Here is a 19,732-nt window from a genome sequence, read left to right as displayed (position 1 = left end):
CCGTCGGACGTGTGAACACGAACGCGAGAGGCCCGCGCCCGCCCGCGTGGGCCGCCGCTCTCGCCGGCGTGACGGCGGGGGCTGTGGGGCTCGGCGTCGCCGAGCTGGTGGCCGGGCTGACCACCGCGAGCGCGTCGCCGGTGGTCGCCGTCGGCGGCGCGATGGTGGACCGGACCCCCGCCGCGCTGAAGGATTGGGCGATCCGCACCTTCGGTGAGAACGACAAGACGGTCCTGGTCGCCGGCATCGTCGTCGTGGTCGCCTTGATCGCGGCCGCTCTCGGCCTGATCGCCCGATGGCGCGTCGGGTACGGCACCGCCGGTCTGGCCGCGTTCGGCGTGGTGGGGATCATCGCCGCGGTGAGCCGCCCGGACTCCGGGCCGCTCGACTTCCTCCCCTCGACGGTCGGGGCCGCCGCGGGCGCCTGGACGCTGGTCCTGCTCTTCCGCCGCGCGGGGGCCACCGCGCCGCCGGGCACTGAGCCGGCCCCAGAGCCAGGTACAGAGCCGGGTACGGCCGAGACGGGGACCGGGCCGGGCATTGGACGGGCCGAGCCGAGGACCCCCGCCGGGCCCTCCGTCAGACGGGCCGGGGCCGACCTCTACGCGTTCGACCGGCGCAAACTCCTGACCGGCGTCGCGGTCGGCGCGGGCGTCGCCGGGGCCGGCGTGGTGGCCGGGCGCCTGCTCGCCGGGCGCGGAGACGTCACCAGCGCCAGGAGAAGCGTGGCGAGGATGCTGCCGCGCCCCGCGGTCGCGGCGAAGCCGCTCCCCGCCGGGGCCGATCTGCGCATCAGGGGGCTGGCACCGTTCGTCACGCCCAATTACGAGTTCTACCGGGTGGACACCGCGCTGGTCGTGCCCGGCGTCGACCCCCGATCCTGGACCCTGAAGATCCACGGCATGGTCGACCGGCCGGTCGAGCTCACCTTCGCCGACCTTCTCAGGCGTCCCCTGGTGGAGGCGGACGTCACCCTGACCTGCGTCTCGAACGACGTCGGCGGGCCGTACGTCGGCAACGCCCGCTGGCTCGGCGCCCGCCTGGCCGACGTGCTGCGCGAGGCCGGGATCAGGCGCGACGCGGACATGCTGCTCAGCGTCTCGCAGGACGGCTGGACCAGCGGCACGCCGGTGGACGTCGTCATGGACGGCAGGGACGCGCTGCTCGCGGTGGCGATGAACGGCGAGGTGCTGCCCGCGGCCCACGGGTTCCCGGTGCGCCAGGTCGTCCCCGGCCTGTACGGCTATGTCTCCGCCACCAAATGGATCACCGAGATCAAGGTCACCCGGTTCGATGAGGACACCGCGTACTGGACGCCCCGCGGATGGGCCCCCCGGGCTCCGATCAAAACCCAGTCCAGGATCGACGTCCCTCGCGAAGGAGACAGCGTGCCCGCGGGCCGTACGACCGTCGCGGGCGTGGCGTGGGCGCAGCACCGTGGCGTGGACGCGGTCGAGGTCCAGGTGGACGGCGGCGAGTGGCGGCGGGCGACGCTGGCCGAGGTGCCCGGGCCGGACACCTGGCGGCAGTGGTCGATCGACTGGGACCTCGCCCCCGGCGGCCACACGATCGCCGTCCGCGCGACGGACGCCACCGGATACACCCAGACGGCGGCTGTCGCCCCACCTGCTCCGGACGGTGCCACCGGCTACCACACCATCAGAGTCCGGGCGGGTTGAACCGGATCTAACCGGCGAACCGGTGCGACCCGCCCGGGCGTGTGCGGGAATGAGGCCTGCCGGGGGCCGTCCCCCTCTAGCATCGGCATCCTGATACGCGCCTGAGTCGAGAGGAGCCGCGGCACGTGCCTCAGGAGATGACCCACCGGCAGTCCCGCTGGCAGTCCCACGGCACGTCCCGGTGGCGATTGCCGACCGGCGTCTACAACCCGGTCGTCGCCCCCGACGGCCGCCGCTGGCTCGACTACGAGAAGGCCGCGGAGGTGCCGGCGCCGGCGCCCGAGGAACCTCCGCTGCGGGTCCACGCGCCGATCGCGCTCGCCGGAGGCCGGGACTGGTTCGACCGGCCGACGCGCCCGCCCCGCCTCGACCTGGCCCGGCCGTACGGCGTGCCGGGCGGGCTCGCCGAGCCGGACTCGCAGGCGCAGCGGGACCTCGACCAGGCGGTCGGCGGGCGGTTCCCCGACCCGCGCGGGACCTGGATCCGGCTCATCAACGCCGAGGGGCCCTCGGAGAACCCGTTCCGCTCCACCAACGCCGTCGACTGCGCGCTTTCCGTGCTGTCCACCTGGCACGGCGAGCCGATCGTGGCCGCTCCGCGGCTCCCCGAGTACGACGAGAGCGGCGACCCCGTCCTGACCGGCGAGGCCAAGGGCGTGTCCCGGGCCGAGCGGTGGATCGGGCACCGGTTCGAGTACGTGGGACACGGCCGCCGCGCGTACGCCCTGATCGGCCGGCGGCTCCTCACCGGTGGATACGGCGCCGCCGCGATCCTCATCACCCGCTGGCCGAGCGGTGGCAGCCACGCGTGGAACGCCGTCAACAGCCATGGAGAGATCGTCTGGATCGACGCCCAGCGCGGCCACATGGCGGTCGAACCGCCGTACGCCGACGTGACGGGCGTCTTCAGCGTGATCATCGACCGGGAGGGGCTGCGTCTTTGACGGTCTCGCTCCAGAAGGCACGCGAACTGGCGAAGGCCTACTTCACCGGCCGGCCCGGCAAGGTGGAGATCTTCACCATCGGCCGCGTGTACGTGGCCTGGGCGCGCGGCGCGGACCCCGACGACCCCCGGTCGCTGCCGGAGACGGTCGGGGGCGGCTGTCTGGTCATCGACAAGGACACCGGCGAGACCATGGTCCGCCCCCTGCTCGCCCCGCAGGCCGTCGCCGACCAGTTCCCCCGCTGACCGGCCTTCGAACGGTACGGCAACGCCTCCCGGGGCGTCCCCGGGAGGCGTGTCCGCATGGTCGTCAGCTGCTGGCGAGCGAACCGACGATGGACGCCTTCGCCGCGCGCCGGGCGGGGAGGAGGGCGGCGACCACGCCGGCCACCCCCGAGAGGGCGACGAAGCCGAGGATCTGAAGGACCGGCGCCCGGAAGATGACGTCATTCACCATGGTCTGGGTCGCCGCCCACCCGAAGGCGACACCGAGGGCGACGCCCACCAGCGCTCCGATGAGGCCGAGCACGAACGCCTCGATCGAGAGCATCCGGCGGAGCTGGGGCCGGGTGAGGCCGAGCGCGCGCAGCAGCGCCGACTCCCGGGTCCGCTCGTGCACCGACAGCGACAGCGTGTTGGCGATGCCCAGCAGGGAGATGAGGACCGCCAGTCCCAGCAGGCCCGTGATGATCATCGTGATCATGTCCAGCGCCTCGTCGAACGCGCCCCGGGTCTCGGTCACGCTCTCCACCAGGACGGCCGGGTACGGCTCGGTCGCCGCCTCGACGATCCGGCGCGAGGTGTCGGCGGCCACGCCGTCCTTGACCTTGATCAGGACTGCCCGGTCCATGGCCTCGGGGAAGGCGGCGTCGAAGTCCTGCTCGGTCAGGCTCACGCCGTACACGGGCGTGGCCTGGTCGGAGAGGAGCGCGACGACGCGGTAGCCCTTGCCGGCCGCCTCCAGGGTGTCGCCGACCGCTACGCCGAGCTCCTTGGCGGTCCAGCTCGTCACCGCGGCCGTGCCCGGTCCGAAATCCTTCATCGACCCCTTGACCGGGGTGACCGTGAACTCCGGATCGTCGGTGAAGGTGCCGACGTTCACCGACTGCCCCTTGATCCTGGTCTTGGTCTCCCGGACCGCGACCACGGACCCGAACTCGGGCTTGGACCGCAGGTCCGCGGCCACCGTGCGCGGGATCGTCGCGTCGTGCTGCTGAGTGCCGATCATGTAGTCCACCGGGAACTGCGCGTCCAGCTGCTCGGAGACGGTCGCGCGGGTCGTGGTGGTGACCACGGAGATGAGCGTCATCAGCGTCACGCCGATGGTGAGCGCGACCGTGGTCGTCGCCGCACGCTTGGGGTTGCGCCGCGAGTTGTCCACCGCCAGCTTGCCCGGGACCCCGAAGAGCCGTGCGGGCAGCCAGCCGATGAACGCGCTCAACGGCTTGACGATCAGCGGTGCCAGGATCAGCACGCCGAGGAAGAAGACGCAGCCGCTCGCCATGACGGCCAGCAGGGCGTCCTGCCCGGGGTCCTTCGACACTCCCAGCGCCGTGATGCCCGTACCGGCCAGCAGGAAGAGCGCCCCGAAGACGATCCGCAGCATGCCGGCGCGGAAGGTGCTCTCCTCGACCTGGGCCCGCAGCGCCGCGATCGGCGCCACCCGGGTCGCCGCCCGGGCGGGCAGCAGAGCCGCCGCGACCGTCACGATGATGCCGACGACCAGGCCCACGACGATCGTCCGGGCGGAGAGGGAGACGCCGACCCCGGTCGGGATGGGGGCGTCCACCGCGCCCAGCACCGCCAGTGCCCCCGCGCCGAGACCGAGCCCGATGAGCAGGCCGAGCACCGAGGACAGCACGCCGACCACGACCGACTCCAGCAGGATCGAGCCGAAGACCTGCTTCTTCGTCGCGCCGATGCAGCGCAGCAGCGCCATCTCGCGGGCGCGCTGCGCCACCAGGATGTTGAAGGTGTTGTAGATGACCAGCGCCGCCACGAGCATCGCGATCACACCGAACAGCAGGAGGCCCATCCTGATGAACGCGGTGTCCATGTTGTTGGCCGCCGCCAGGTCGTCGGCGAGCTGCGTGCCCGTCTTGACCGTGTAGCCCGAGCCGAGCGCAGCGGCGACCGAGGCGCGCAGGTCCTCCGGAGATACGCCGTCGCCCCCGCGGACGTCGATCTCCCGGAACCCCTTCGCCCCCGTCATCCGCAGCGCGGTGTCCGCGGTGAAGCCGACCGCCCCCGTGAGGGACAGCTCCTGGTTGACGCCGACGTCGAACAGCCCGACCAGGGTGAACTGGTGCTTGACCTGCTTCGCGTCGAGCACCGTGATGGTGTCGCCCACCGCGAACTCGCGCGTCTTGGCGGTGTCCTTGTCGAGCACCGCCTCCGTGGCGGCGGCGGGCGACGCGCCCTCGACGACCACCGTGCGGTTGAGCGCGCCCTCGGGGACGGAGATCCCCGCCGTCGCCCTGCTCCCCGCGACCTTGCCGTTCTTGCCGAGGAGAGGGGCGGTGCCCTGCACGATGCACTGCGCGTCGGCGACGCCCCGCACCCCGCGTACCTTGGCCAGGTCGCCGGCGGTGAGGATCGGATCCTGCCGCCGGTCGGCCTTGTTCCCGTCGGGAAGCACCGCGACGGAGATCTTGGCGGCGTCCGCGGTGAACTTCTGCGCGAACGCCGCGTCGATCGTGTCCGTCAGCACGAACGTGCCCGCGATGAACCCGACGCCCAGCGTGATCGCGAGCGACGTGAGCAGCAGGCGCAGCTTGTGCGCCAGCAGCCCGGCCAGAGTCGTCCTGAACACGGCTCAGGCCTCCAGCTTCATCAGCGTGTCGAGGACGGTCTGCGCGGTCGGCTCGAAAAGCTCGGTCACCAGCAGCCCGTCCCGCAGGAAGATCACCCGGTCGGCGTACGACGCGGCGACCGGATCGTGGGTCACCATGACGATCGTCTGGTTCAGCTCGCGCACCGATCGGCGCAGGAACGCCAGCACCTCGGCGCCGCTGCGCGAATCAAGGTTGCCCGTCGGCTCGTCCGCGAAGATCACCTGCGGCTTGCTGATCAACGCGCGCGCCACCGCGACCCGCTGCTGCTGACCGCCGGAGAGCTGGGTCGGCCGGTGTCCCAGCCGCTCGCCCAACCCCACCGTCTCGATCACCCGGTCGAACAGGACCTGGTCGGCCTGCCGGCCCGCGATCTCCAAGGGGAGCCGGATGTTCTGCTCCGCGGTCAGCGTCGGCAACAGGTTGAACGCCTGGAACACGAACCCGATGCGCTCCCGGCGCAGCAGCGTGAGCTGCTTGTCGTTCAACTTCGTGATCTCCACGTCGCCGATGTGGATTTCACCCGCGGAGACCGTGTCGAGCCCGGCCAGGCAGTGCATCAGCGTCGACTTGCCGGAGCCGGACGGCCCCATGATCGCCGTGAACGCCCCCGTGGCGAACCCCACCTCGATCCCGCGCAGAGCGTGCACCGCGGCGTCGCCCTGGCCGTAAACCTTCTTGAGTCCCCTTGCCGTCACGGCCTGTCGGACGTCCGTAGTCATCGTCATGCGGCCAACGCTATGGCCGTGATCATGCGTTTCTCTCGGCTGGAGGAAGGGACCTGACCTGCCCCTTCCGCGCATCCGCGACGCCCGATGTACGACTCTCGGTGTACGTCCGTTGCTACTGAAGTCCACCGCTCGGCACGACCAGCCCGGTCTCGTACGCGTAGACGACGGCCTGGGCGCGGTCGCGGAGCCGCAACTTGGCGAGGATCCGGCCGAGATGCGTCTTCACCGTCGCCTCGGCCAGGTACAGTCGCGCGGCGATCTCCGTGTTCGACAGGCCCTGAGCCACGTGGACCAGCACCTCGCGTTCCCGGGCGGTCAGGCCGTCCAGGTCGCGCGGCGCGTCATTGTCGTCGGGGAGGTGGACGGCGAACCGCTCAAGCAGCCGGCGGGTCGTGCTCGGCGCGACCACCGCGTCCCCGGCGTGGACCGCCCGGATGGCGGTCAGCAGGTCGGCCGGCGGCACGTCCTTCAGCAGGAAGCCCGACGCCCCCGCCTTGATCGCCGCGAAGGCGTACTCGTCCAGGTCGAACGTCGTGAGGATGAGCACCCGCGGTCCGGACGACGAGGACGCGCAGATCTGGCGGGTCGCCTCCACGCCGTCCATACGCGGCATGCGCACGTCCATCAGGACCACGTCGGCCTCGATCGAGCGCACGGCCTCCACCGCCGCCGCCCCGTCCGCGGCCTCGCCGACGACCTCGATGTCCGGCTGTGCCCCCAGCACCATCCGGAAACCCGTCCGCACCAGCACCTGGTCGTCGACCAGAATCACGCGTATCACAGTTCCTCGCTTCGTCCGTTGGCGGGCCACCCCGGCTGGTTTGCGGCACTCCGGGGGATCGCGCCGCGTTGGGCACCTTCTGAGGCTCTCATGCCGTCTGGCCGATCGGGAGGCGGGCGGTCACCCGGAAGCCGCCTCCCGGGCGAGGCGCCGCGTGGACCGTGCCGCCGTACATCCCGACCCGTTCCCGCATGCCGATCAGACCGTGCCCGTCGTCCGCGCGCGCCGCGGAGGCGCCCCGCCCGTCGTCGGCCACGGTCAGCGTCACGTCGTGCGCGCCGTACTCCACCTGGACCGAGGCGCTGACGCCGGGGCCGCCGTGCTTGAGGGTGTTCGTCAGCGCCTCCTGGATGATCCGATAGATCACCAGTTGCTCTCCATCCGGCACCTCAGGCTGAGGGCCGGACCTGGTGAAGTCCACCGGCAACCCCGACGCGCGGACCTGATCGATCAGATCGGCGAGCTGCTCCAGACCCGGCTGCGGAGCGTACTCGCCGCCCGATGCGTGGTCGTCGCGCAGCACCCCCACCAGCCGTCGCATCTCCGCCAGCGCCTGCCGCCCCGTCGAGGACACCGCCTGCACGGCACGGCGGGCCTGCTCGGGATCGGTGTCGATGGCGTAACCGGCGCCGTCGGCCTGGACGACCATCACGCTGACGTTGTGCGCGACCACGTCGTGCAGTTCACGCGCGATCCGCGTGCGCTCGGCGGCGGCCGCGATGCGCGCCTGCTGGTCCCTCTCGCGCTCGGCGCGCTCCGCCCGCTCAAGCAGGCTCTCGACGTACCGCTGCCGCATGTTGACGTAGATGCCGCTGATCCAGATCGCGACGACGAACACGGTCGGCCCGGGCCAGTTGTTGAGGACGTCGGCGGAGGTGCGGACCAGCGAGAGGAAGATGCCGATCTCGGCGACCACGGCCGCCGCTATCGCCCATTTCAAGGGGCGGCGCGCGGCCACGCCGTACATCGCCACGAGGACCGCCAAGTTGACGGGCAGGACGGCGATCCCGACGGCCCACTGGACGAAGCACACGAGAGCGACGATCGCGAACGCGACGACCGGGTATCTCCGCCGCCAGATCAACGGCACCACGAGCATGGCACTGAGCAGCAGCAGCACGACCGGGCCGAACCTGTCTCTCCCGGACAGGTCCGCATAGGAGGAGGCGGACAGGGTGGAGAGCAGGCCGAGCATCGCCAGCGGTGTGAGAGCGAGCGTGTCAACGAGGAGGGAGTGGCGTCGCTTCCAGGCGCGCAGTCTGCCGAACACGGCACTAACGATAGGTAATCCGCAGGTAGGCGCGGTTCCCCCCTGTGACGGATCCCCGTCTACGACCCGGGTCGCATAGCGACTTGTCCACATTTACGCCACACTTACGGTTCGTCGGGCACTCTTTACAAGGGAGCCCTTGCGGGCGAGTAAAGGGAGATCTGTGTGATGGCGGATCGCGACGCCGGGTCGCGCGGTGCAGAGGATGAGCCGCGCGACCCAGACGGCCAGGCACTCGGGGATCGTCACGACTCCGGCCCGGCCACGGCGGCGCCTGCCGACTCCGCGGCGCAGCCGTCTTCTGGAGACGCCGGAAACGCCGAGCAGCCCGCCGACTCCACCGACGCCGCCGCGCGCACCACGCCCACGACCGCCGACTCGATGTCCGGCCTCGGGCTCAAGCCCTTCACGTCGCCGAGCGGAGCGCCGGGGCCGCGTCCCGGCGGGCCCGGACCCGCACCGACCTTCGCACCTCCGTACGGCCCGGCGACCACGCCGACGCACGCCCCCGGCCCGGCGCCCTACGGGTGGACGCAGGGACCCGGTCCGGCACGTCCGCCCGGGCCCGCGTCCGGGCCGGGAGGTATGCCCGCGTCCGGCCCTGCGGTCACGCCGATGTACGGCCAGCCCGCCGTCGTGGCCGGACCGGCTTTCGGAACGTACGCGTACGGCCCCGGCGGTCCCGGCTGGGCCGCGCCGGGATGGGCGACCACGGCCGGAGGGGCCGGAGCGGGCTCCGGCAGCCGGCCACAGTCGGCCGCCCACCGATTCGGCGCGTTCGCCCGCGGGCGAGGAGGCCAGTTCATCGTCGCCGGGCTGATCGGAGCGATCCTCGGCGGAGGCGCGGTCGCGGTCGGCACCGCCATCTGGAACCAGGAGCACGCGTACAGCGCGCCCTTCGAGAACGGCTACCTGGACGGTCGTGGCCAGCGGGACCGATCCTTCGGCGGGGGGCAGCGCATGAAGGACCTGCAGGAGCAGTTGTCGCAGCTCTGCCAGCAGACCGAGAGCGGGTTCCGCTGCGCGGTGCCCCGCTCCGGCCGCTCCGAGTAGCGCCCCTGCGCATGCCCCCGTCGATGAGGCGTGGCGCGGAATCGGCACTTCCGTCAAAGAAAAGCGAAAGCCGCCTCTGTGGAAAGAGGCGGCTTTCGCTTAATTTAAAATGTGGGGTCGGCGGGATTCGAACCCGCACTGTACGGCACCTAAAGCCGCCGTCTCTGCCGTTGGACTACGACCCCTGTGATTTTCCCTTGCCTGCGAAATTATCCGTTTGTGAATGACGGTTCGGGCAAAAGAATCGCAGATTCCCTGTTCTGTTGTCGAGCCAATTTCCGCTGATGTGGTCGGCGTGTAGCGTCGGCGACTGACCCAGCCAAGCGCCGCCTATCCTACAACGTGAGCACTCGTAGGGAACTCCTCCTTCGCGAAGGGCACGGCGTAGGAACGCCGGTCGCTGTCAAGAACTGCCCTTTGGCGGCATGACCAGGATCTCCGTCGCGGTTCGACGAGCGGGGGAGCATGTGCCCCGGCTATGTGCCTGGCCGAGGAAGTGCGAGGTCGATGCCGAAGTGTTTGAGGCGGCGGCTGATGTGCGCGTGCGTGCCCCCGGACCACCGGATTCGGAGATGGCGGAGCACATCGGCGATGCTGAGGGAGTTGGCGGCCGCCTCGGCGAGCAGTTCGGGGGTGTATTTGTACTTCGGGTTCGCCATGGCCCGAGCCTATTGAGCGGCACCGGCAATTTCGGTCGGTCCGAATTCGGAGCAAAATCGGAAATATCCATGATGCCGCCGGATCCGGCGTCCCGGGACAACGAAGCGGACATGAACATCCACGCCGTCGTCACGAGACGCCGGGCTCATCCGTGGGCGAGGAGGCGGCGGCCGATCATCTCGTACGGCCGCGTAGGCGGGCGGCGAGGCTGGCCAGTCCGCCCGGCAGGAAGTACACCATCACGATGAAGAGCACGCCGAGCACGAACAGCGGCTCGGACAGCGGCGCGCGCAGCGCCTCCGGCAGGCCCGCGACGGCGTCGGACGTGCCGAGCGCGGCGAGCCGGTGGTCGAGGTAGGTGTACAGCACGCCGCCGAGCATGGCGCCCCAGCGGCTTCCCGTACCGCCGAGCACCACCATGACCAGGAAGGCGAGGGTGAAGTTCGACGTCGTGATCTGCGGGCTCGATCCGCCGACCAGGAAGAGGTGGACGACCCCGCCCAGTGTCGCCAGGAATGACGCGATCACGAAGGCCAGCAGCCGGAACCGGTACGGCGGGAGACCGAGGACCGACACCCTGCGTTCGTTCTCGCGGATCGCCTGCCAGACGCGGCCGGGCTCCGACGCCACCACCCAGGCGATCACCGCCAGCACGACGATCAGGTAGCCGAGGGCGATCCAGTACAGATTCGCGGTGTTGGCCACGCCGGAGAGGAACGCCGGGATCGCGTCGGGCGCGAGCGGCAGCCCCTCCTCGCCGCCGGTGAGCCGCCCCGGATCGCTCATCACGAGGATCGAGCCGACCTGCGCGGTCGCGAGGGTCACCATGGCGAACGCGATGCCGTTCACCCGCAGCGCCACGGCGCCGAGGAGCGCGGGCACGACCAGGCCCACGAGTACGGCGAGCAGCAGCGCGGCGGGGAGGGTGAGGCCGAGCTTCGTCACGGCGATGTTGACCGTGTAACTGCCCAGCGCCACGTAGAGCGCGTGCCCGAAGGACAGCAGCCCCGTACGGCCGAAGAGCAGGTCGTACGTGGCCGCGAGCCCGGCGAAGACGAGGCAGACGGCGAGCAGTTGCAGCGATCCCGGGCTGTTGGCCGGGCCGGGCAGCAGCCCGGGCAGGTCCAGCGTCGAGAACGGCAGGATCGCCAGCACGGCGAAGGCGGCCACCGGCGCGCCGCGCCGTATCCAGCGGCGGCGGGGTGAGTCGGGACGCGGGCGGAGGTCGTCCGCGGTCGCGGTCTCGGAGGCGTCTGCTGTCGTGGTCACGCTGCCCTCCCTGCCAGGCCGCCCGGCCGGGCCAGCAGGACCACGGCGAGCAGGAGCACGACCGAGGCCTCCCCGACGCCCGCGGCCGCGTAGAAGCTGGTGAACTGCTGGACCAGGCCGACCAGCACGGCGGCGATCGCCGAGCCGGTGACCGAGCCCATGCCGCCGATGACGACGACGATGAAGGCGAAGATGAGCAGAGAGGTGCCCTGCCCGGGGGACACGTTGCCGAAGTAGACCCCGGCGAGCGCTCCGGCCAGCGCGGCCGCCGCGCCGCCGATGGCGAACACCAGCGTGAAGGCGGTGCGTACGTTGATGCCGAGGGCGGTGACCATGGTCCGGTCCTCGACGCCGGCCCGGACGATCAGGCCGAAGCGGGTCCGGCGCAGGAACACCTGGATCGCGACCAGCACCACGACGGCCGCGCCGATCAGCAGGAACCGGTCGTTGGGCACGATCGCGCCGAGGATACGCGTGGTCCCGGTGGCCCATTCCGGCCGGGGGAACGTCAGCGGGTCGGCGCCGAAGGCGGCCTGCAGCAGCGCCACCCCCGCCAGGCTGAGCCCGACGGTGACGAGCACCTGCTCGATCGTCCGGCGGTAGAGCGGCCGGATCAGCAGCGTCTCGACGAGTACGGCGGTCGCCGTGCCGGCCACGACGCCGAACATGACGGCGGGCACGAACGGGAATCCGAGGTGCGTCGAGGACCACCAGGTGCCGTACGCGCCGACGGCGAGGAACAGGCCGTGGGCGAAGTTCAGCACGTCGGCCAGTCCGAAGATGAGGGACAGCCCGGAGGCGATGAGGAAGTAGAGCGCGCCCAGGCCGAGGCCGGTGAGCGCGAGGAGCACGATGTTGCTCATCGAGTCTCCTCACGTGCGGGATCGCCGGGCCGCGGCCGTGAGAAGAGTGCGGAAGAGGTCACGCCACCCCCAGGAGTTCGCGGGTGAGGTCGGAGTCGGAGAGCAGGGAGGCGGCCTCGCCGGTGTGGACGACGGTTCCCTGCTCGATGACCACGACGTGGTCGGCGATCCGCCGTACGAGTGCGAGGTTCTGCTCCACCAGCAGGATGGGCACCTCGCGGGCGGCGCGTTCCAGCACGTCGGCCACCTCGGTGACGATCTTCGGCGCGAGCCCCTTGGTGGGCTCGTCGACCAGCAGCATCCGGTTGCCGTTGAGCAGGGTGCGGCCGATCGCGACCATCTGCTGCTGGCCTCCGGACAGGGTGCCCGCGCGCTGCGCGCCCCGCTGCTTCAGCTCGGGAAACATCTCGTAGACCAGGTCGTATCGATGCGGGCCGCGTCCGCGTTCGGCCAGCCGGAGGTTCTCGGTGACGGTCAGCCCGGCGAAGATGCCGCGATCCTCGGGCGCGTAGCCGAGGCCGCGCCGGACGATCGCGTGCGTGGGCAGTGCGCCGATCTCCTCGCCGTCCAGGCGTACGCTCCCGGTCTTCGGCACGATGCCGAGTACGGCCTTCAGCGTGGTGGTCTTGCCCGCGCCGTTGCGTCCGAGCACGGCGGTGACGCCGGTGGCCGGTACGGCGAAGCCGATGCCCTGGAGGATGTGCGAGCTGCCGATCCGCACGTGCAGGTCGGTGATCTCCAGCAGCGGTGTCACAGCGCCTCCCCGAGGTAGGCCTCCTGCACGACCGGGTCGGCCATGACGGCGTCCGGCGCGTCGAGGGCGAGCAGGCTGCCGTGGTGCATGACGGCGACCCGGTCGGCGAGGCCGAGCAGGACGTCCATGTGGTGCTCCACCATCAGCACGGTGCGGCCCTGTTCGCGGTGGACGGACCGGATCACCTCGGTGAGCGCGGGCACGTCCGCCACGCCGACCCCGGCCATCGGCTCGTCCAGCAGGATGAGGCGGGGGTCGGTGGCCAGCAGGATGGCGATCTCCAGCTTGCGCTTGTCGCCGTGGGACAGCGCTCCGGCGGTCTCGCGGGCCCGGTGGGCGAGCCCCACGCGTTCGAGAGCCTCGGCGGTGGCGAGCCACGCCGCGCGGTCCGACTCGGCCCGCCGCCAGATCCGCAGGCAGGTGCCGCGGTGCGCCGCGGCGGCCAGCCGTACGTTCTCGGCGACGGTGAGGGCGGGGAAGACGCTGGAGGACTGGAAGGTGCGGCCGAGCCCCTGGCGGGCGCGGCGGTGCGGCGGCGCGTGGGTGATGTCGCGGCCGTCCAGCTCGATCGTGCCGCCGGTCGACCGGGTCAGTCCGGAGATCAGGTTGAACAGCGAGGTCTTGCCGGCGCCGTTCGGGCCGATGACGGCGACGAACTCGCCCTCGGCCACGTCGAAGCCGACGTCGGAGACGATATGGGCCCCGCCCACCGCCCAGCTCAGCCCGCGTACGCGCAGGACCGGCCGGGCGGGGGCGGCGACGGTGCTGGTCACTTCTGCGCGGCCGCCGCGGGCGCGACGGCGTCGGCGTCGAGCTTCTTGACGACCTCGGCGGTGGGGGTCGCGCCGCCGGTCAGCTTGGCCTGGAACATCGGCTGGAGGAGGGCGTGGTCCTCGGCGCGTACGGTCATCGCGCCCTTGACGCCGTCGAAGCTCCATCCGGCGAGGCTCTTGACCATCGCGTCGGGGTCGTTGCCCTTCTCGGCGGCGTGCACGATCATCTGGGCGGCGGTGAAGCCGTCGCCGGTGAACAGGTCGACGGTGCCGCCGGCCTTGGTGACGCGCTCCGTCATGGCCTTCTCGACGTCGGTGCCCGCCGCGTCGGCGAAGTAGTGCGAGAGGAAGTTGACCTTGTCGGCGACCGGTCCGTACGCGGGCCAGGTGGCGGTGATGTCGAGGCCCGTCACGACGATCGTCGCGTCGAAGACGCCCTGCTGGCCGAGGGCGGTCCACATCGCCTGCGCGGTGGTGCCCGCCCAGGCGACGAACAGCAGGTCGGCCTTGGCCTCCTTGGCCTGGGTGGCGAACGGCGTGAAGTCCGTCGCGCTCGCCGGGACGAGCAGCGGCTCGACCTTCGCGCCCTTGGCGCCGAGCACGGCCTGCACGCCGGCCACGTTGGCCTGGCCGAACGCGCTGTCCTGGGCGAAGACGACGACCTTCTTGCCCTGGACGTCCCCGATGAAGGCGGCGGCGGTGTTGATGTCCTGCGCGGTCTGGCGGCCGGACCTGAACGTGTACGTGCCGGCGCCGGTGACCGCGTCGGTGGCGGCGGGGCCGGAGACGAAGAGCACCTTGTTCTGTTCGGCGATCGGCGCGACCTGGGTCGCGACGCCGGAGGAGGTGGAGCCGGCGAGGATCTTGTATCCCTTGCCGATCAGGTCCTTCGCCGCGGACACCGCCTTGGCCGGGTCTCCGGCGTCGTCCACCTCGGTGACCTCGACGGTCCGGTCGCCGATCTTCTTGCTTCCGTTCGTGGCGTAGTCGAGCCCGGCCTGGAAGCCCTCGACGTACTGCTTGCCGTACGAGGCGAGCGGTCCGGACTTGGAGTAGACGAGACCGACCTTGATCGGTTCCGTGCCGCCGCCGGTTCCCGAGCCGGCGGTGCCGGGGCTGCCGCACGCCGCGGCGAGGAGCAGGACCGCCGCGGTGGTCAGCGCCGCGGGAAGCCGGACCGGGTGACTCTTACGACCCATGGTCAACTCTTTTCTGCAGGCATGGGGGGAGATCGGGAAAGCGCAGGCGGAGAACCTGACCGGATTGGCGGAAAGGCTAGGCAAAGCGTGATCGCGGTTCCATGTGCCCTGTCCCCACAACGGGCGGGGATGTGGTGTTAGGCCCAGCCATCTCGCGCCCCCGCCGGATGCTTCCGAGTTCGCTCCACCGGTTCTCGTGCGCGCGGGCCGGCCCGCCGATGGGGGAGTCGGCGGGCCGGCGTGTCCGGTCCATACGTGGTGTGGGCGCGATGTGTCGGTCCGCCACGTGGCGGGTGGTGCTACAGGCGGGCGGCCGCCGGGGGGTTCAGCACTGGCCGTCGGCGAGCTCCCAGTAGCCCGGTCCGGTCTGCCGGAGCGTGTGGGTGACGAAGACGTTCCACAGGCCCATGGCGTCATCGGATCCGTTGGCGTAGGTGTATCCGCCCGACTGGTAGGCGCGGCCCGCGACCGTGTGGGCGTAGTTGCTGGCGGTCACGCAGACCGCGCTCGGGGTCGGCGTCGGTGACGGTGACGGCGACGTGCTGGGCGTGGGCGTGGGCGTCGGGCTCGGTGTGGGGCTGGCCGACGGGCTGGGGGTGGGGGAGCCGTCGAGGCCGAAGAACCGGGTGTCGTAATAGGCGGAGCAGATGGTGTCGAGGAAGTAGGCCCCCGCCGTGCCGCACTGGTCGGCCGCGCCGCCGGGATCCACCGGAGTTCCGTGCCCCATCCCGGCGACCTGGTAGAACCGGACCGCGTCGTCGCCGTACCGCTCCAGGGTGGTGCCGGCGGGCAGGCTCTCGGTGGACGTCGGCGTCTGGCCGACCCCGGCCACGTTGGTGAACTGGTCGCGCAGCTCCACGCCGTTGGCCTTGTTGACGACGTAGTCGGCCTGCCCGTGCCAGACGGCGACCCTGGGGCGCGGTCCCGCGTACCCCGGATAGGCGGCCCGGACGAGGTCGCCCCACTGGGCCGGGGTCTTGGCGACCGCCCCGGTCATGCAGGTGCTCGACGAGGCCGGCGGAGAGCATCGGTACGGCAGGCCGGCCACGACGGAGCCGGCCCGGAACAGGTCGGGGTAGGTGGCGAGCATGACCGCGGCCATCGCGCCGCCCGCCGACAGGCCGGTGATGGAGATGCGCGCGGGGTCGAGACGATAGGCGCTTGTGGCGTGGCCGACCATCTGCGCGACGGACAGCGCCTCCCCCTGGCCCCGCTTGATGTGGGCCTCCTGGTACCAGAGAAAGCAGTTGGAGGGGAAGGCGGTGGCGTCGATCCGCTCGGGGAGGATCAGCGCGAAGCGGTGCAGGTCGGCGAACTTCCGCCACCCCGAGTTGGTGAAGTAGTCATTGGCGGTCTGGGTGCAGCCGTGCAGGGCCACCACGGCGGGCGCGCCGTCGGGCAGCCCGTCGGGGCGGTAGACCCACATGTTGAGGGCGCCGGGGTTGGATCCGAACCCGGTGACCTTCTCCAGTCCGGCGGCCCGGGCGGGACGCGCCCCGGCGAGCAGGACGGCGATCAGCCCGAGCGCCGTGAGGGCGGCGACGACGGGCAGGGAGGCGGACACCCGCCGGCCGGGGTGTCCCGGCGGGCGGGTCGCGGGGCGGCTCGGCGAGTGTTTCTGGGGGGAGGACAGCGGCGCTCCGCCGTCGGGGAGTGGGATCACGAGCGGCTCCTCGTTCACAGGCCCGACATCTGCCCGTGACGGTATAGACGACCGCCGTTCCGTGATATGTGGTGTGTCCCCCGTTCGGCCGCCGCCGGAATATGGGATCGCGACGTGTGCGCCGCCCACACCGCGTCGCCGCGCCCACACCGCCGCGCTGTCGTCGGCGGGGGCCGGTGGCCGCCCCGGTCCGGCCCGCTCGCCGCGCGGCCGCCGTTTCGGGCGGCCCGGCGACCGCGACACGCCTCCTTACGCGGTCAGGAGACGCCGAGCTCCTTGAGCAGGCGGGCGACGTGACCGGTGGCCTTCACGTTGTAGAGCGCCTTCTCGATCTTGCCGTCGGCGTCGATGACGAACGTGGACCGGATGACCCCCATGATCGTCTTGCCGTAGTTCTGCTTCTCGCCGTACGCGCTGTACGCCTTGTGGACGTCCAGGCCGGGGTCGGAGAGCAGCGGGAAGGTCAGCGCGTCGTGCTCGCGGAACCGCTGGAGCTTGGCCGGGGTGTCCTTCGACACACCGAGGACGGCGAAGCCGTGGCCGGTCAGCGCGCTCAGGTTGTCGCGGAAGTCGCACGCCTGCTTGGTGCAGCCGGGCGTCATCGCGGCCGGGTAGAAGTAGAGGACGACCTTCCTGCCGCGGAACGACTCGAGCGAGACGTCGTTTCCGTCGGCGTCGGTAAGGGTGAAGTCCGGTGCGGCGTCGCCCGGCTCGAGCCTGCTCATCAAGTCCTCCTGCTATTGGACGGAAAAGCCCATGGTTCGCGCGCAACGCGGGTGACCCGCGAGGATGCGGGTAGGCGCTTATAAAGCTACCGGGTCGGCCGCCGTACGACGCGGCCACGTGAACTGGCAGACTGATCGGACATTTAGTACCACAGGAGGGGGTCGCCATGGCGGACACCGATCCCGATGCGCTTGAGCGGGAGATCGAGCGTACGCGAGTGGAGCTGGCTCGTACGGTCGACGCCATAGCTGACCGGGTGAGCCCGAAGCGCGTCGCCGAGCGGAGCGTGGCGAAGGTCAAGGCGAACGCGGAGCGCCTGGTCGGGGGTCAGCATCGGCAGGTCAGGCCGGGCGAGGAGGGGCAGGCCGGTGTCTGGGAGGAATACCCGCCCAGGGACATCAGCCCTGTCCTGATGGTGGTGGGCGCGGCCCTTGTCGTGGGTGCCGCCGTCCTCTTGCTCCGCCGTCGCAGGCGGAGCTGACCGCACGCGGAGCTGACCGCACGCCGGCGAGCCGGCAGAGCGCCAGAACGCACCAGGGCCCCTGATCGGAGACTCCCGATCAGGGGTCCTCGCATGGTCAGAGGAAGGTCTTGCCCTCGCCCCGATAGGTGGGGACCTCCTCCACCACCCGGTCGCCCTCGATCAGGTGCAGGCTGGCGAACCGCTCGCACAGCTCGCCCGCCTTGGCGTGGCGGAACCACACCCGGTCGCCGACCCGCAGGTCGGAGGCGGCGTCGCCGAGCAGCGGCGTCTGCACCTCGCCCGCGCCCTCGTTGGCGTCGTACCGCAGCCCGGCCGGCAGGTACGGCTGCGGCAGCCGCGTCGGCCCGGGGGACCCCGAGGCGTGGTAGCCGCCGCCGAGCACCGTCGCGATGCCGGGCGCGGGCTTGCGCACCACGGGCAACGCGAACAGCGCCGCCGGGTGCCCGTCGAAGTTGCGGTAGAAGTCGAACAGCCGCGGGTGGAAGAAGCCGGACCCGGCGGCCACCTCGGTGATCGCCTTCTCGCGCACGGTCGTCTCGATGCTGCCGGTGCCGCCGCCGTTCACGAACTCCAGGTCGGCGACCCGTCGTACGGCCTGCACGATCCGGCCCCTGCGGACGATCAGCTCGCGGCGTGAGCGCGCCTGCATCCAGCGGACGACCGTGCCGTACGGGCCGGGGATCTTGTCGCCGACGCCGGCGATCTGCGCCTCGTACGCCATGAGTCCGGTGAGGCGGAGGCCGGGGCGCCGGGCGATCTCGGCGGCGATCTCCGCGGCCTGCGCGGGCTCGCGCAGCGGGGAGCGCAGCGCCCCCGCCCGCAGCTTGCCGGCGAACGCGACGAATGCCGCGTCGATGTCCAGACATACCCGGATCTCGTGGGGCTGGCCCTGGAGCAGGTCCAGGTGCTCGGGAGAGTCGACCATCAGCGTGATCTCCCGGGCCGCGACCGGGTCGGCGCCCAGGGCGCGGATGGCGTGGCGGTCAGTGGTCGGGTAGGCCACGAGCACATCGCGCATCCCCGTGGAGACCAGCCAGAGCGCCTCGGGGAGGGTAAACGCCATAATCCCGGCGAATCCCTCCATCGCGAGGACGCGTTCAAGGATCGGGCGGCAGCGGATCGACTTACTGGCCACCCTGATCGGCTTGCCGGCCGCCCGGCGGGCCATGCTCTCCGCGTTCAACCGCAGCGCGTCGAGGTCGAGCACCGCGAACGGCGCCTCCAGGTGAGCGGTGGCCCAGTCCAAGCGCTGTCGGTCGTCCATGTCGGCAGCTTAGTACCGCTCTTCCGGAATATATGAGTCGGGTTCACATTAATCGCGGGGCAAATTTTGCGGCGGCGGACCTTCAAGATCCGGTCGATGGAGTGGTGCACCACCCCCGCCGATCTTTTGCGGTGTACGCATATGCACGTGAGCATGCCTGTACACGGGAAGTGGTGATCGGCCCGATGAGCATCGTCGAGGACATCCTCGCGGCCTCCCCGTCAGCGTCGGGGCGAACGGAACAGCGCACGCTGCGGCGCAACGCCGTCCGCGCGCTGCGGCCCGGGCGCGCTCCCGCGGGCGTCCTGGTCGCCGTCGTGATCGCCACGGCGGCGTGGACCGCGCTCGCGGTGATCATCGGGAGCCTCTTCGGCGCCCCCGCGGGGCCCCGGCTGGGCCGCCTGCTCTCGATCACGCTCGGTGACCCGGTCGTCCGGAGCGTGGCGAGCGCGATGGTCGTCCTCGGAGCGCTGCTGGTCGCCCTCGCGCTGACCCCCGGGCGTCCCCGGCTCGTCGCCGTGGAGACCACCGACCCGCATCTCGTGATCGGCCTCACCCGCAGTGGCCTGCGCCGTACGCTGGTGAGCGCGGCGCGGGGGGTCGAGGGGGTCGAGGCGGCCCGCGTCCGCATCCACCCGCGGCGCATCGAGGTGACCGTCGTCACCCGCACGCAGGGCACGGGCGAGTTGCTCCGCGCCGTCGGCACCGCCGTTGGGGACCGGCTCGCCGGCCTCGGCGTCCAGGGCCGTCAGGACGTCGTCGTACGGCTGCGCCGGGCGAGGGTGTGAC

The 19,732-nt window shown here is 71.5% G+C and carries 19 protein-coding genes and 1 tRNA gene; 6 read left to right on the top strand and 14 right to left on the bottom strand.

What is annotated here, in order from left to right; genetic code table 11:
* Positions 1-11 precede the first annotated feature (11 nt).
* The 3 genes from ACQP1V_RS36890 (at position 12) to ACQP1V_RS36880 (ending at position 2,868) form a co-directional block, all read left to right on the top strand.
* Positions 12-1,679, top strand: coding sequence for a sulfite oxidase (locus tag ACQP1V_RS36890; RefSeq protein ID WP_433415210.1), 1,668 nt, complete (start codon positions 12-14; stop codon positions 1,677-1,679).
* Between the two features lie 125 nt (positions 1,680-1,804).
* Entirely contained in the window at positions 1,805-2,623 is an 819-nt protein-coding gene (locus tag ACQP1V_RS36885; RefSeq protein ID WP_433415208.1) for a toxin glutamine deamidase domain-containing protein, read from the top strand.
* Positions 2,620-2,868, top strand: a complete 249-nt coding sequence (locus tag ACQP1V_RS36880) for a hypothetical protein (RefSeq protein WP_387411577.1) — start codon at positions 2,620-2,622, stop codon at positions 2,866-2,868. Before ACQP1V_RS36885 ends, ACQP1V_RS36880 begins: the two co-directional genes overlap by 4 nt.
* A 64-nt stretch (positions 2,869-2,932) precedes the next feature.
* On the opposite strand, the gene ACQP1V_RS36875 is transcribed toward ACQP1V_RS36880, so the two are convergent.
* The 4 genes from ACQP1V_RS36875 to ACQP1V_RS36860 all read right to left on the bottom strand — a co-directional run bounded on the left by ACQP1V_RS36875 (position 2,933) and on the right by ACQP1V_RS36860 (position 8,235).
* On the bottom strand, positions 2,933-5,434 hold the full coding sequence (locus ACQP1V_RS36875) for an ABC transporter permease (protein ID WP_433415205.1): 2,502 nt from the start codon (positions 5,432-5,434) through the stop codon (positions 2,933-2,935).
* A 3-nt stretch (positions 5,435-5,437) separates the two neighbouring features.
* Positions 5,438-6,181 carry an ABC transporter ATP-binding protein gene (locus tag ACQP1V_RS36870; protein WP_067124871.1) on the bottom strand — a complete coding sequence of 248 codons (744 nt, stop codon included), beginning with the start codon at positions 6,179-6,181 and terminating at the stop codon, positions 5,438-5,440.
* Positions 6,182-6,296: 115 nt separating this feature from the next.
* Complete coding sequence (locus ACQP1V_RS36865; protein WP_433415203.1) at positions 6,297-6,965, bottom strand: response regulator; 669 nt, start codon at positions 6,963-6,965, stop codon at positions 6,297-6,299.
* Between the two features lie 88 nt (positions 6,966-7,053).
* Positions 7,054-8,235 carry a sensor histidine kinase gene (locus tag ACQP1V_RS36860; protein WP_433415201.1) on the bottom strand — a complete coding sequence of 394 codons (1,182 nt, stop codon included), beginning with the start codon at positions 8,233-8,235 and terminating at the stop codon, positions 7,054-7,056.
* A 168-nt stretch (positions 8,236-8,403) separates the two neighbouring features.
* Between ACQP1V_RS36860 and ACQP1V_RS36855 the strand changes: the two genes are divergently transcribed.
* Positions 8,404-9,288 carry a hypothetical protein gene (locus tag ACQP1V_RS36855; RefSeq protein ID WP_433415199.1) on the top strand — a complete coding sequence of 295 codons (885 nt, stop codon included), beginning with the start codon at positions 8,404-8,406 and terminating at the stop codon, positions 9,286-9,288.
* 112 nt (positions 9,289-9,400) lie between these two features.
* Here ACQP1V_RS36855 and ACQP1V_RS36850 read toward each other — a convergent pair.
* The 9 genes from ACQP1V_RS36850 to bcp form a co-directional block, all read right to left on the bottom strand.
* Positions 9,401-9,473, bottom strand: a tRNA-Leu gene (locus ACQP1V_RS36850).
* Positions 9,474-9,764: 291 nt separating this feature from the next.
* Positions 9,765-9,947, bottom strand: coding sequence for a hypothetical protein (locus ACQP1V_RS36845; RefSeq protein WP_433415197.1), 183 nt, complete (start codon positions 9,945-9,947; stop codon positions 9,765-9,767).
* A 175-nt stretch (positions 9,948-10,122) separates the two neighbouring features.
* Entirely contained in the window at positions 10,123-11,217 is a 1,095-nt protein-coding gene (locus ACQP1V_RS36840) for a branched-chain amino acid ABC transporter permease (protein ID WP_433415195.1), read from the bottom strand.
* Positions 11,214-12,080, bottom strand: a complete 867-nt coding sequence (locus ACQP1V_RS36835) for a branched-chain amino acid ABC transporter permease (RefSeq protein ID WP_387411565.1) — start codon at positions 12,078-12,080, stop codon at positions 11,214-11,216. Before ACQP1V_RS36835 ends, ACQP1V_RS36840 begins: the two co-directional genes overlap by 4 nt.
* Positions 12,081-12,138: 58 nt before the next feature.
* Positions 12,139-12,834, bottom strand: a complete 696-nt coding sequence (locus ACQP1V_RS36830; protein ID WP_433415193.1) for an ABC transporter ATP-binding protein — start codon at positions 12,832-12,834, stop codon at positions 12,139-12,141.
* Positions 12,831-13,607, bottom strand: coding sequence for an ABC transporter ATP-binding protein (locus tag ACQP1V_RS36825; protein ID WP_433415191.1), 777 nt, complete (start codon positions 13,605-13,607; stop codon positions 12,831-12,833). Before ACQP1V_RS36825 ends, ACQP1V_RS36830 begins: the two co-directional genes overlap by 4 nt.
* The gene (locus tag ACQP1V_RS36820) at positions 13,604-14,806 is read right to left on the bottom strand and encodes a substrate-binding domain-containing protein (RefSeq protein ID WP_433415189.1); all 1,203 of its coding nucleotides are present in this window, start codon (positions 14,804-14,806) and stop codon (positions 13,604-13,606) included. Before ACQP1V_RS36820 ends, ACQP1V_RS36825 begins: the two co-directional genes overlap by 4 nt.
* Positions 14,807-15,131: 325 nt before the next feature.
* On the bottom strand, positions 15,132-16,469 hold the full coding sequence (locus ACQP1V_RS36815; RefSeq protein ID WP_433415187.1) for an extracellular catalytic domain type 1 short-chain-length polyhydroxyalkanoate depolymerase: 1,338 nt from the start codon (positions 16,467-16,469) through the stop codon (positions 15,132-15,134).
* A 257-nt stretch (positions 16,470-16,726) separates the two neighbouring features.
* Positions 16,727-17,194, bottom strand: a complete 468-nt coding sequence (gene bcp / locus ACQP1V_RS36810) for a thioredoxin-dependent thiol peroxidase (protein WP_387411559.1) — start codon at positions 17,192-17,194, stop codon at positions 16,727-16,729.
* A 167-nt stretch (positions 17,195-17,361) separates the two neighbouring features.
* On the opposite strand from bcp, the gene ACQP1V_RS36805 reads away from it, so the two are divergent.
* On the top strand, positions 17,362-17,676 hold the full coding sequence (locus tag ACQP1V_RS36805) for a DUF3618 domain-containing protein (RefSeq protein ID WP_067124845.1): 315 nt from the start codon (positions 17,362-17,364) through the stop codon (positions 17,674-17,676).
* Positions 17,677-17,773: 97 nt separating this feature from the next.
* Here ACQP1V_RS36805 and ACQP1V_RS36800 read toward each other — a convergent pair whose 3' ends face one another.
* Positions 17,774-18,943, bottom strand: coding sequence for an amino acid deaminase/aldolase (locus tag ACQP1V_RS36800; protein ID WP_433415185.1), 1,170 nt, complete (start codon positions 18,941-18,943; stop codon positions 17,774-17,776).
* 185 nt (positions 18,944-19,128) lie between these two features.
* Here ACQP1V_RS36800 and ACQP1V_RS36795 point away from each other — a divergent pair, with 185 nt between their 5' ends.
* On the top strand, positions 19,129-19,731 hold the full coding sequence (locus ACQP1V_RS36795; RefSeq protein WP_433415183.1) for a DUF6286 domain-containing protein: 603 nt from the start codon (positions 19,129-19,131) through the stop codon (positions 19,729-19,731).
* The last annotated feature ends 1 nt before the right edge of the window (position 19,732 follow it).

The organism is Microtetraspora malaysiensis (genome assembly GCF_050947145.1).
GTDB classification, from domain to species: Bacteria; Actinomycetota; Actinomycetes; order Streptosporangiales; family Streptosporangiaceae; genus Microtetraspora_A; species Microtetraspora_A malaysiensis.
This window is presented reverse-complemented; position numbering and strand designations above follow the sequence as displayed.

Bases quoted from the DNA above. Each gene is read 5' to 3' on its own strand.
- ACQP1V_RS36870 (WP_067124871.1), bottom strand. From the start codon at position 6,181: ATGACGATGACTACGGACGTCCGACAGGCCGTGACGGCAAGGGGACTC.
- ACQP1V_RS36855 (WP_433415199.1), top strand. From the start codon at position 8,404: ATGGCGGATCGCGACGCCGGGTCGCGCGGTGCAGAGGATGAGCCGCGC.
- ACQP1V_RS36845 (WP_433415197.1), bottom strand. From the start codon at position 9,947: ATGGCGAACCCGAAGTACAAATACACCCCCGAACTGCTCGCCGAGGCG.
- ACQP1V_RS36835 (WP_387411565.1), bottom strand. From the start codon at position 12,080: ATGAGCAACATCGTGCTCCTCGCGCTCACCGGCCTCGGCCTGGGCGCG.
- ACQP1V_RS36820 (WP_433415189.1), bottom strand. From the start codon at position 14,806: ATGGGTCGTAAGAGTCACCCGGTCCGGCTTCCCGCGGCGCTGACCACC.
- bcp (WP_387411559.1), bottom strand. From the start codon at position 17,194: ATGAGCAGGCTCGAGCCGGGCGACGCCGCACCGGACTTCACCCTTACC.
- ACQP1V_RS36805 (WP_067124845.1), top strand. From the start codon at position 17,362: ATGGCGGACACCGATCCCGATGCGCTTGAGCGGGAGATCGAGCGTACG.
- ACQP1V_RS36800 (WP_433415185.1), bottom strand. From the start codon at position 18,943: ATGGACGACCGACAGCGCTTGGACTGGGCCACCGCTCACCTGGAGGCG.
- ACQP1V_RS36795 (WP_433415183.1), top strand. From the start codon at position 19,129: ATGAGCATCGTCGAGGACATCCTCGCGGCCTCCCCGTCAGCGTCGGGG.